The organism is Caballeronia sp. NK8 (genome assembly GCF_018408855.1).
Classification (GTDB): Bacteria; Pseudomonadota; Gammaproteobacteria; order Burkholderiales; family Burkholderiaceae; genus Caballeronia.
The window spans coordinates 188,473-201,237 of record NZ_AP024323.1 but is presented as its reverse complement, the minus strand read 5'-3'; the positions used below and the strand labels follow the sequence as shown (position 1 = coordinate 201,237).

Genomic DNA, 12,765 nt, shown 5'->3' with positions numbered 1-12,765 from the left:
GTGAGGGTTGGATCGCTTTTGCAAGCAATCTGGAAGCTGGCTCGACAACCGTTACATCGCCGTTACGTGCGCGCTCGTCATCGACGTAAAAGCTGCCGCCCAGATCATCCAAATCCGCATTTATTGCGCCCGCTTGCGAGCGCTCACCTTGCTGAAAGGCAGACGGGCAATAATCGCAGCCATCGAGCGAAGTCTGGCTCCCATGCGGATCGACACGCGATGAAGCAGATTCTCCCGTCCGTACTGCGCAACCGGCCGCGCGCCCTGATCGGCCTGCTGATCGGTGGCGTCGTGGCCGCTCTGATTCCGGCGCACGTGCGTCCGACTGCGCGCGCACTGCTCGGCTGGGACACGGCGGTGTGGCTCTATCTTGTGCTGATCTGGCTGAAGATGGCGACCGCGCGTCAGAGCGACGTGCAGGAGCTCGCCGAGCGCGAGGACGAGAACGCCGCGACCGTGCTGATGATCGTGAGCGTCGCGGCGATCGCGAGCATCGTCGCGATCGTCGTGGAGTTGTCGACCGCGAAAAACATGGGCGCCGGCGCGGTGCTGCATTACCTGCTGACCGGCGCGACGATGCTCGGCGCCTGGTTCCTGATCCCGACGATGTTCACGCTGCACTACGCGCGGCACTACTATCAGTCGCCGGACAACGACCCCGCGCTCAAGTTTCCCGACCAGCATCTGAAGCCCGATTACTGGGACTTCCTCTACTTCTCCTTCACTATCGCCGTGGCCTCGCAGACCGCCGATGTCGCGCTCGCCTCGACCTCCGCGCGCCGCACGGCGCTCGGGCAAGCGGTGCTGTCGTTCTTCTTCAATCTCGCGGTGCTCGGGCTCTCCATCAATATCGCCGCGAGCATGGTCGGCGGCTGAAACGACGTTGTCACGCGCGCGCCATAAGCTCATCTCATCCGCCGTGTAAAAACGCGGCGCGCGCCGCTGTCAGTTTTACACGCGGCACGTTCGTGCCGTTTCGCGCATGGCCGGAGCGCACGTCGCCATCGTTCGGCACCTACGCGACCGTGCTGCACTGCACACATATCGGCGCGTGGCACACCGATTGCTGCAATGCGCCAGCCATTCCGAATCCCATCCCGATCAGCACTTGCATGCGCGGCCGTTCATCCGCGCGTTCCGCTTGCACAGGAGCCCACTTTGCCCTTGAACGTTCTGCTGGTCGCCTCCGAAGCCGTCCCGCTCGCCAAGACCGGCGGACTCGGCGATATGGTCAGCGCCTACGCCGCCGCACTGCGCGAAGCCGGCGCCGACGCCACCATCCTGCTTCCCGCTTACCCGAATGCGATCGCCCAGGCGCAAGGCCTGAGCAAGGTCGGCACGCTCAGAGGCCTGCCCGGCGGCGATGCGACGCTGTTGCGCGCGCGCATGCCCGACACCGGCGTGCCCGTGCTGCTGCTGCGCTGCGATGCGCTCTACGCGCGCACCGGCCTGTATCAGGACGCACAGGGCCGCGACTACCCGGACAACGCGATCCGCTTCGCGATGCTCTCGGCCGCGGCGGTCAGGATCGCTGAGGGCGTGCGCGGCGTGAAGAAACCCGACATCGTGCATGCACACGACTGGCATACCGGCCTCACGCCGCTCCTGATGAAGCATGCGGGCGTGCACGCAAAGAGCGTATTCACGATCCACAATCTCGCATTCCAGGGCAACTACGCGCGCTCGCTTGGTGCGTCGCTCGGCGTGCCCGAGAAGTGGCTCGTGCATGCGCTCAGCGATCCGAAGAGCATCGAGTTCTACGGGGCGCTGAGTCTGATGAAAGCGGGCATCGTGCATGCCGATCGCATCACGACCGTCTCCGAAACCTACGCGCGCGAAATTCTCACGCCGCGTTTCGGGCACCTGATGGAAGGCGTGCTGCAAAGCTGCGCCGACAAGTTGTGCGGCGTCGTCAACGGCATCGACGAACAGGCGTGGAATCCCGCTACCGATGCGCTCATCGAACGCAACTATTCGTTCGACGATATGCGCGGCAAGCACGCCTGCAAACGCGCGCTGCAACGCAAGTTCGGCTTGCCCGTCGATCCGTTCGCGCCGCTGATGGCGATCGGCAGCCGCATGACCGGTCAGAAACTGGCCGATGTCGTGCTCGAAGCGCTGCCGCGTCTGCTGGAGAAGCATCCGCGTCTGCAACTGGCGGTGATCGGCAAGGGCGAAGCGTATATCGAAGCGGGCTTCCGAAAGCTCGCGCAGGAATGGCCGGACCGGGTCGGCGTGTATATCGGATATGACGAGCGGCGCGCGCATGCACTGCACGCCGGCGCGGACATCCTGCTACATGGCAGCCGTTTCGAGCCCTGCGGCCTTACGCAGATGTACGCGATGCGCTATGGCACGCTGCCGGTCGCATCGCGCGTGGGCGGCCTCGCCGACACGATCGTCGATGCGGCGCAAAACGCGGATCACGCGGCCTACTCCGCGCTGCGTCCGTCGATCGTGCTGCGCGACGGCACGCACGACATGCCGATCGCGGCGATGCCCGCGCCGCGCGCCTCGCACGCGCCCACCGGCTTTCTCTTCGATGGCGAACGCGTGGGCGATGTCATCGACGCCGCGAGCCGCGCGCTCGATGCCTACATGCGCCCGCAAGTGTGGCGCGCGCTGCAGCGCAACGCGATGTCCCGCGATTTCGGATGGAACGAAGCCGTCACGAAGATGGTCGCACTGTACGTCGGCGTGAGCGACGCGCGCCCGAGCCGCACGGCACTGCGCCCGCGCCGCGATGCCGACATCATGCAGGCGCCCGCGCACATGCCCGCGCAGGCGCACGACGCGCATTCGCTTGCGCGCACTGCCTGAGCATGTCCGCTGCAGTTGTTCCATAGTAGTGCCCTGAAGTTGCACTGAGCCGGACACGCCGGGCGCGGCACGCTACGTGCTGCCTCGCCGTGCGTTGACGATCACTTGGGGACCGTGGCGCCCACCGTGCGCGCGAAGAGCGCTCGATACACGGTGCATCGCGGAGCGCGGCCAGGCAGGCGTCGATTCGAACGGCGCCAGGGTGTAATCTGAGTTCCGCCTGAGAGCCCGCGCGATCCGCGACACCGGGACGGCTCTTCAGCCAGTTTGGCCCGTGAGCGTGATCGCGATCGATGCCCGCATCCCCGCCACCGCAGGACGACTCTGGAAAAGACTAACGATGGAAAACCATCAAGCTCATCATGCGTACGCGCCGCGTATCTACTTCATCGATCCCCTGCTCGTCGGCCCGCTCGCGAACTGGCCCGCCCAGTTCGAGCACGCGGCCGGGCTCGGCTTCGACCATGTCCTGATCGGCTCGCCGTTCGTGCCCGGCAGCAACGGGCATCGCGAAGCGGTGTCGGATCATCATCGGCTGCACCCCGTCTTCGAATCCGATGCGAGCGCAGCCGAGGGTCTGCGCCAGCTTGCCGACGCCGCGAAGAAGCACGATCTCACCCTGCTCGTCGATATCGTGATCGATCGCGTGAGCGCCGAGGGCGGCCTCTATCAGGAGAACAAACACTGGTTCCAGCCGTTCGAAAGCGCGGACGCGCGGCTCGATCCGCGCAAGCCGCCGCGTCAGCGCGATGTCGCCTGGGCGAACTTCGCCGACGGCGAGTCCGCGCATCATCTGACCGAATGGTGGGCGCGGGAGCTGAACGTGCTGGCTGCGGCGGGCGTCGGCGGCTTTCGCTTCGATTCGCCTTACGCGGTGCCCGCGCACGTTTGGCGCAGGCTCGGCGCGGCCGTGCGCGAAAAGCATCCGGACACGCGCTGGCTCGCGTGGACCGTCGGCGCGACGCGTCATGATCTGCATGGTCTCGTCGATGCCGCGTTCGACGCCGTGTTCGCCTCCACGCGCTGGTGGGACTTCAAAAGCGCATGGCTCTTCGACGAGCACGCCGCGCTCACGCGCATCGCCTCGCCTATAACGTTCCCCGAAGATCCGTTCGGCGCGCGTCTCATCAGCGATCTCTCCGATACGAGCGACACCGCGATCGTCGAACGCGCCTACACGCGCGTGCTCGACACCGCCGCCGCGCTCGGCACCGGCATCATGGTGCCGATGGGCTTCGAATACGGCGTCGGCCTGCCGATGTCGCCGCAATACGGCGTCGCGGCGGAATACCAGCGCGCGAAGAGCGAGAAGCGCATCGATCTCACGGCGCGCGTGCGGCGCGCGAACGAACTGCAGCGCAATGTCGGCACGCTGTCGAGCGTCGGCGAACTGCGCTCGCTGACGGGCGCGGGCACGCCGTACGCCGCGCTGATTCGTGCCGATGGCGGCGATCTGCGTCACAGCGAAGGCGCCGTGCTCGCGATCATCAATCCCGATCTCGTCGCGCCCGTGCATGTCGATACGCTGCATCTGCTCGAATCGGTGCCGGGCAACTACACGCGCTTCGCGCTCATCGACGATGCCATGGAGAAGGCCGAACGCCTCGCGCCGTTCACGCTGAAGGCCGGCGAAGTGCGCCTGTTCCGCGCGGAAGCCGAGCCGTTCATCCTCCTTGCGCAACCGCAGGTGAAGCGCGGCGCGAAAACCGCCGACAAGAAATCCGTGACCGAGGCGATCGCCGCGCCGCGCGTATCGATCGAAAGCGTCACGCCATCCATCGATCACGGACGCTTTCCGGCGAAGCGCATCGTCGGCGAGGCGCTGGAGATTCAGGCCGCGATCTTCGCGGAAGGCCACGACAAGATCGCCGCCTCCGTGCAATGGCGCGCCGCCGACGAGACCGACTGGCACGAAGCGCCGATGACCGCCGTGCAGCCCGCCGGCCTCGATCTGTGGTCGACGCGCATTCCGCTCGAACGCGTGGGCCGTCATGAATTCGTCGTGATGGCATGGCGCGACGATTACGCGTCGCTCGTCGATCACATGCAGAAGAAGCTGAAGGCCGGACAGACCGTCGAGCTCGAAGTCGAGGAAGCGAAGCACCTGTTCGCGCTGATTCTCGCGGAAGTCAAGACCGCCGACGATGCCGACAGCGACAGCGCCCCGCTCGACGCGATCGTCAAGGAGTTCACCAAAGCCAATGACGCGCGCAAGCTCGAACTCGTGCTCGCGCCCGCGACCGCGAAGGCGGTTGCGGCGGCGAGGCACCGGCCGTTCCTGTCGCGCGATCCGGTGGTCTATCGCGTCGACGCCGAACGCGCCGCCGCGCGCTTCGCGAGCTGGTACGAGATCTTCCCGCGCTCGATGAGCGACGACGTGCATCGTCACGGCACTTTCATCGACGTGATCGGCAAGATGCCGCGCATCCGCGAAATGGGCTTCGACGTGCTCTATTTCCCGCCGATCCATCCGATCGGCATTGCCAACCGCAAGGGCAAGAACAACACGCTCACGGCCGAGCCGGGCGATGTCGGCAGCCCGTATGCGATCGGCGGCAAGGAAGGCGGCCACACGGCCGTGCATCCCGAACTCGGCAATCTCGACGACTTCAAGCGCATGCTCGAAGCCGCGCATGAACATGGTCTCGAGATCGCGCTCGACTTCGCGGTGCAGTGCTCGCCGGATCATCCGTGGCTGAAGGAACATCCGACATGGTTCGCGTGGCGTCCCGACGGCACGCTGCGCTATGCGGAAAATCCGCCGAAGAAGTATCAGGACATCGTGAATCCGGACTTCTATGCGCAGGACGCGAAGCCCGAACTATGGATCGCCCTGCGCGATGTCTTCCTGCACTGGGTCGCGGCGGGCGTTCGCATCTTTCGCGTCGACAACCCGCATACGAAGCCGTTTCCGTTCTGGGAATGGGTGATCGGCGACGTGCGCGCGCGTCATCCCGACGTGATCTTCCTCGCCGAAGCCTTCACGCGGCCGCGCGTGATGAATCGCCTCGCCAAACTCGGCTTCTCGCAGTCGTACACGTACTTCACGTGGCGCGAAAGCAAGCGCGATTTCATCGAGTACATGCACGATCTCACGCAGACCGACGCGAAGGATTACTTCCGCCCGAACTTCTTCGTCAACACGCCGGACATCAATCCGCGCTTCCTGCAAAGCTCGGGGCGGCCGGGCTTCGTGATCCGCGCGGCGCTGGCGGCGACCCTGTCGGGCCTGTGGGGCGTCTATAGCGGCTTCGAGTTGTGCGAGTCCGCGGCGCTGCCCAACAGCGAGGAATATCTGCACTCCGAGAAGTACGAGCTGAAGGCGTGGGACTGGAACCGGCCCGGCAACATCGTGACCGAGATCACCGCGCTCAACCGCATCCGCCGCGCGAATCCCGCGTTGCAGACGCATCTCGGCGTGAACTTCCTGCCCGCGCATAACGATCACATCCTGTTCTTCGAGAAGGCGAACGCATCGCGCGATAACGTCGTGCTGGTCGCGATCAATCTCGATCCGTTCAACGAGCAGGGCGCGGATATCGACCTGCCGTGGCAGACGCTCGAACGCTGGGGCGTGCACGACTGGGACGCCGTCGCGGTCGAAGATCAGGTGACGGGCGAACAATTCGAATGGCGTGGACGGCGTCAGCACGTGCGGCTCAATCCGCATTCGCTGCCGTTCGCGATATGGCGCATTTCGCCGACCTGGGGCTTGCCGAAGCCTCAACCGAACGAGGAAGGATGAATCACCGGCGGCGAACGAGAGCACACCAATAACAAGGGCGGCAGCTAGCCCGCACGAAACATTGGAGCGAAACGTGGATACAAGGGTGAAGCGCAACAAGAAGGCGTCGAGTCTCAGCGATGATCCGCTCTGGTACAAGGACGCGATCATCTATCAGGTTCACATCAAGTCTTTCTTCGATGCGAACAACGACGGCATCGGCGATTTCCCCGGCCTGCTCGCGAAACTCGACTACATCGCGGAGCTGGGCGTCGATGCGATCTGGCTGCTGCCGTTCTATCCGTCGCCGCGCCGCGACGACGGCTACGACATCGCCGACTACCGCAACGTGCATCCGGATTACGGCACCATCGCGGACGTCAAGCGCTTCATTCAGGAAGCGCACGCGCGCGGCATACGCGTGATCACCGAGCTCGTCATCAATCACACGTCGGATCAGCATCCGTGGTTTCAGCGCGCGCGGCATGCGAAGCCGGGCTCGAATCATCGCAACTATTACGTGTGGTCCGATACGGACAAGAAGTATGAAGAGACGCGCATCATCTTCATCGACACGGAGCCGTCCAACTGGACCCACGATCCGGTAGCGGGCCAGTATTACTGGCATCGCTTCTACGCGCACCAGCCGGATCTGAACTTCGACAATCCCGCGGTCCTCAAGGAAGTGCTTTCGGTGATGCGCTTCTGGCTCGACATGGGTATCGACGGGCTGCGGCTGGATGCGGTGCCTTACCTCGTCGAGCGCGAAGGCACCAACAACGAGAATCTGCCGGAAACGCACGACATTCTGAAGAAGATTCGCGCGACCATCGACGCGGAGTATCCGAACCGCATGCTGCTCGCGGAAGCGAATCAGTGGCCGGAAGACGTGAAGGAATACTTCGGCGACGAAGACGAATGCCACATGGCGTTCCATTTCCCGCTGATGCCGCGCATCTACATGTCGATCGCGAGCGAGGACCGCTTTCCGATCACCGACATCATGCGGCAGACGCCCGATCTCGGCACGACCAATCAATGGGCGATCTTCCTGCGCAACCACGACGAGCTCACGCTCGAAATGGTCACGGACTCCGAGCGCGACTATCTGTGGAACACGTATGCGAGCGATCGCCGCGCGCGTCTGAATCTCGGCATAAGGAGGCGTCTCGCGCCGCTCATGGAGCGCGACAGAAGACGCATCGAACTGATCAATTCGCTGCTGCTGTCGATGCCGGGCACGCCTGTCATCTATTACGGCGATGAACTCGGCATGGGCGACAACATCCACCTCGGCGATCGCGACGGCGTACGCACGCCGATGCAGTGGTCGTCCGACCGCAACGGCGGCTTCTCGCGCGCCGATCCGGAACAGCTCGTGTTGCCGCCCGTGATGGGCTCGCTCTACGGCTATGACGCGGTGAATGTCGAATCGCAGAGCCGCGATCCGCATTCGCTGCTGAACTGGACGCGCAAGATGCTGGCGGTGCGCCGCTCGAAGCATGCGTTCGGGCGCGGCACGATCCGCTTCCTGCGGCCCGCGAACCGCAAGATCCTCGCGTATCTGCGCGAGCTCGAAGGCGAACCGCCGATTCTGTGCGTCGCGAATCTTTCGCGCGCGCCGCAAGCGGTGGAACTCGACCTGTCGGAGTTCGATGGATCGGTGCCGCTGGAAATGACCGCCGATTCGCCGTTTCCGGCGATCGGCAAGCTCACGTATCTGCTGACCTTTCCGCCTTACGGTTTCCTGTGGTTCCAGCTGTGCCCGGGGAACATGCGGCCGGCGTGGGCGCAGGCGCCCTCGGAGCAATTGCCCGAATTCGTGACGATGGTGATACGCGCGGGACAGACCGGCCCGACGCCGGAGAACGTGCGCCTGCTCGAATCGGAAGTGCTGCCGAATTACCTCAGCAAGCGCCGCTGGTTCGCGTCGAAGGATCAGAAGCTGCATGGCGTGCGCCTCGCCGCGCTGACGACGATCGAAGGCGCCGGCTTCGCGTTCACCGAAATCGAAGCCGATGTCGGCGATCATTGCGAGCGCTACGTGCTGCCGCTGTCGATCGCGTGGGGCACGGAAACCACCTCGCCGCTCTATATGCAGCTCGCGCTGGCGCGCGTGCGGCGCAACCGCAATATCGGGCATCTCACCGATGCGTTCTCGGTGCCGCAGTTCACCTACGGCGTCATGCGCAAGCTGAAGGAACGCGCGGTCGTGCCGACGGTGCAAAAGAGCGAGATCCGCTTCATTCCGACCGAGCGGCTCAACGAACTCAACTACTATCCCGCCGATCTGCCCGAGATTCGCTGGCTCGCGGCCGAACAGAGCAACAGCTCGCTCGTGATCGGCGACAAGGTCGTGTTGAAGCTGGTGCGGCGCATCGTCGGCGGCATTCATCCCGAAGCGGAGATGAGCCGCTATCTGACGAAGCTCGGCTATGCGAACACCGGCCCGCTCTACGGCGAAGTCGTGCGTGTCGATCCGCAGGGCGTGCCGCATACGCTCATTATCCTGCAGGGCTATATCGACAATCAGGGCGATGCGTGGAACTACGCGCTCGACTATCTGCGCCGCACGGTCGATGAACTCGCCGTCGCGGTGGAAGCGGAGGAGCATACGCAGGAACGCGATGCGCAGCTCGAAGGTTTCGCGGGCTACGGCACGATCGCGGGCGTGATCGGCAAGCGGCTGGGCGAGTTGCATGTCGCGCTCGCCACGCCCACCGACGATGAAGCATTCGCGCCACAGCGCGCGAGCGCCGAAGACGCGCAAGGATGGATCGACGGCACGCTGAAGCTGCTCGATTCGGCGCTCGATATCCTCGCGCAGAAGATCGGCGAGTTCAACGAGCACGACCGTTTCCTCGCGCAGAGCCTGCTCGATCGACGCGACCTTCTGGTCGACGCGGTGAAGAAGCTCGTCGCGCCCGGCGCCGATGCGCTGTGCATCCGCATCCACGGCGATTTCCATCTGGGCCAGGTGCTGATGGCCCAGGGCGATGCCTATCTGATCGATTTCGAGGGCGAGCCCGCGCGTGCGCTCGAAGAGCGCCGCAGAAAGACGAGCCCGCTACGCGACGTCGCGGGCCTGATGCGATCGCTGTCGTATGCGAGCGCCGCGGCGCAATCGACCACGGAAAACGCGCCCGCGCAGACGGCGGATCGCAAGCGCGCGCTGTTCGAGCGGATGCGCGCGTTCGCCGAGGAGAGCTTCTTGCGTGAGTACATGGCGGCGATTGCATCGTCGCCTGAAACGATCGCGGCCGAAGACGTGTTTCAACCGTTGTTCGATCTCTTCCTGATCGAGAAGGCCGCTTACGAAATCCGCTACGAAGCAGCGAACCGGCCGACCTGGATCGGCCTTCCGTTGCGGGGTCTCGCGTCGCTCGCCAGCCGTTTGCTGGGAGATACGGGCGAGCCGCCCGCTCCGGGCACGCGACCCGTGTTCGGAGCAACCAAGGACAATCCGGATGGAACCCACCATGAACACTCGTAGCGATCCGGCGGATACCAGGAATCCGGCGCACGGCCTCAATCCGCTCGACATCGACGCACTCGTCGAGGCCCGGCATCCCGATCCGTTCTCGATGCTCGGCCTGCATCAAACCGATCTGGGGCATGTCGTGCGCGTGTTCCTGCCGGGCGCATCGTCCGTGGGCGTGACGGATGCGGGCAACGGCGAGCACATCGGCTCGCTCGCGCGCATTCACGATGCGGGGCTCTATGCGGGCTTCGTCGAGCGGCCGACGGCGTATCGTCTGCAGATCGACTGGCACGGCACGCCGCAGGAAACGCACGACACGTATTCCTTCGGCCCCGCCTTGCCCGATGAATGGCTGACGCGTCTATCGCATGCGGACCCGTATGCGGTGCTCGAATGTCTCGGCTCGCGCCCGGTCACGCATGGCAATGTCGCGGGCGTGCGTTTCGCGGTGTGGGCGCCGAATGCGCGCCGCGTGTCGGTGGTCGGCGACTTCAACACGTGGGATGGCCGGCGCCACCCGATGCGTCTGCGTCACGATGCGGGCGTCTGGGAGCTGTTCATTCCGGGCATCGGCGCGGGCACGCGCTACAAGTACGAGATCGTCGCACGCGACGGCCACGCGCTGCCGCTGAAGGCCGATCCTTGCGCGATGCAGAGCGAGAAGCCGCCTTCGACGGCATCGGTGGTCGCGGATGCGGATGCCATCGATCACTACGCATGGACCGATGCCGAATGGATGGCCACGCGCGGCGGCAAGCAGACCGCGCAATCGCCGATCACGATTTACGAGGCGCATGCCGAATCGTGGCTGCGCGTGCCGGAGGAAGCCAATCGCGGCATGAACTGGCACGAGCTTGCCGAACGCCTGATTCCGTATGCGAAGGGCATGGGCTTCACGCATCTGGAGTTCATGCCGATCGCGGAACATCCGTTCGGCGGTTCGTGGGGTTATCAGCCGCTCGGGCAGTTCGCGCCGTCCGCGCGCTTCGGCACGCCGGAGCAGTTCGCGGAGTTCGTGAACCGCGCACACGAGGCAGGGCTGGGCGTGATCATCGACTGGGTGCCGGCGCACTTCCCGAACGACGCGCATGGTCTCGTGCAATTCGACGGCACGCCGCTGTACGAACACGCGGACCCGCGCGAGGGCTATCACCAGGACTGGAACACGATGATCTACAACCTCGGGCGCAACGAGGTGAGCGCGTTTCTGATCGCATCGGGGCTGGCGTGGCTGAAGCGCTATCACGTCGATGGCTTGCGTGTCGATGCGGTCGCGTCGATGTTGTATCGCGACTATTCGCGCAAGGCGGGCGAGTGGGTGCCGAACATCTATGGCGGTCGCGAGAATCTCGAATCGATTGCGTTTCTCAAGCGGTTGAATCACGAAGTGCGGCAGATTCCGGGCGCCATCACCGTGGCCGAGGAATCGACGGCGTGGCCGGGCGTGACGGCGGATGTCGAGAGCGGCGGGCTTGGTTTCGACTTCAAGTGGAACATGGGCTGGATGCACGACACGCTGCATTACATGGAGGAGGACCCGGTTTATCGGCAGTACCACCATCATCTCTATACCTTCGGGATGGTGTATGCGTATTCCGAGCGCTTCGTTCTGCCCTTGTCGCACGACGAAGTGGTGCATGGCAAGGGATCGCTCATCAACAAGATGCCGGGGGACCGGTGGCAGAAGTTCGCCAACCTGCGCGCCTATTACGGTTTCATGTGGACGCATCCGGGCAAGAAGCTCCTGTTCATGGGCGGGGAATTCGGGCAGTTCGCGGAGTTCAATCACGATGAATCGCCGCACTGGCATCTGCTCGATGATTCACTGCACGGCGGGTTGCAGAGGCTCGTGCGCGATCTGAATCTGCTTTATACGAGCGAGCCAGCGTTGCATAAGCTCGATAGCGATTCGCGCGGGTTCGAGTGGATCGTCGGCGATGACAATGCGAACAGCGTGTATGCGTATCGGCGTACGGATGCCGAAGGGCGGGATCTTGTCGTGGTGTGCAATATGACGCCGGTGCCTCGGCTGGCTTATCGGATCGGGCTGCCACGGCGTGGGCGTTGGAGTGAGGTTTTCAACTCCGATGCTTCGATTTATGGTGGGTCCAATACCGGGAATGGTGGGGTTATTCATACGGATGACTATCCGGGTCATGGGAGGGAGCAGTCAGCGGCGTTGACGTTGCCGCCTTTGGCGACCATTGTGTTGAGGGCGGATTGAGGTCTGGTTTTGTTTTTCGCCGGATCCCGATTTCGTGTCGGTGTATTAGCGTTGCCCCTGTGCGGGGCGGCACCTACTTTCTTTGCTGCTGCAAAGAAAGTAGGCAAAGAAAGCAGCTCGAGACGCCCGCGGTCACACGCAATTTGGGTGTTCTTCTCGTTGATCGTGGCCTCTGTAGCGAGTGCCCTCGTAGGTCTAACCGGGCTTGGACCGCGCACGGTCTGACAAGCTAGTCGTTTGAGCGCGCTGGTTCAGCACGAAATAGCTTCGGCACAGCGCTACGCGCTGCCGTCGGGTATGCAAGGGAAACCAACGAGAAAAGAGAAACGTAGAAGCACACGCAGTCCCGATTGACCCATCGGCCCCGCAGCGGGCCGGAGCTATTTCGTGCTGAACCAGCCACGCACGCGGCGCGATGTGACAGACCGTGCGCGGTCCAAGCCCGATGTGGCCTTTGAGGGCACTCGCTACTGAGTGCCACGAGCGAGGAGAAGAATACCCAAATTGCGTGTGACC

5 protein-coding genes are annotated in these 12,765 nt (G+C 64.0%); all 5 read left to right on the top strand.

Features of this window, described 5'->3' with window-relative positions; translation table 11 throughout:
- The first annotated feature begins 219 nt into the window (after positions 1–219).
- The 5 genes from NK8_RS15490 to glgB all read left to right on the top strand — a co-directional run bounded on the left by NK8_RS15490 (position 220) and on the right by glgB (position 12,249).
- Positions 220–876: a DUF1345 domain-containing protein gene (locus NK8_RS15490; protein WP_213229794.1), complete on the top strand. Its 657-nt coding sequence runs from the start codon at positions 220–222 to the stop codon at positions 874–876.
- 282 nt (positions 877–1,158) lie between these two features.
- Positions 1,159–2,820, top strand: coding sequence for a glycogen synthase GlgA (glgA, locus tag NK8_RS15485; RefSeq protein WP_213229792.1), 1,662 nt, complete (start codon positions 1,159–1,161; stop codon positions 2,818–2,820).
- Positions 2,821–3,160: 340 nt separating this feature from the next.
- Positions 3,161–6,565 (top strand): maltotransferase domain-containing protein, encoded by a 3,405-nt coding sequence (locus NK8_RS15480; protein WP_213229790.1) that lies wholly within the window; start codon positions 3,161–3,163, stop codon positions 6,563–6,565.
- 85 nt (positions 6,566–6,650) lie between these two features.
- Complete coding sequence (gene treS, locus NK8_RS15475; RefSeq protein ID WP_213230375.1) at positions 6,651–10,037, top strand: maltose alpha-D-glucosyltransferase; 3,387 nt, start codon at positions 6,651–6,653, stop codon at positions 10,035–10,037.
- The gene (gene glgB, locus NK8_RS15470; protein WP_213229788.1) at positions 10,024–12,249 is read left to right on the top strand and encodes a 1,4-alpha-glucan branching protein GlgB; all 2,226 of its coding nucleotides are present in this window, start codon (positions 10,024–10,026) and stop codon (positions 12,247–12,249) included. The genes treS and glgB overlap by 14 nt, the downstream gene beginning before the upstream one ends.
- The last annotated feature ends 516 nt before the right edge of the window (positions 12,250–12,765 follow it).

Excerpts from the sequence above, each read along its gene's own strand:
- NK8_RS15490 (WP_213229794.1), top strand. The coding sequence starts at position 220 with ATGAAGCAGATTCTCCCGTCCGTACTGCGCAACCGGCCGCGCGCCCTG.
- NK8_RS15480 (WP_213229790.1), top strand. The coding sequence starts at position 3,161 with ATGGAAAACCATCAAGCTCATCATGCGTACGCGCCGCGTATCTACTTC.
- glgB (WP_213229788.1), top strand. The coding sequence starts at position 10,024 with ATGAACACTCGTAGCGATCCGGCGGATACCAGGAATCCGGCGCACGGC.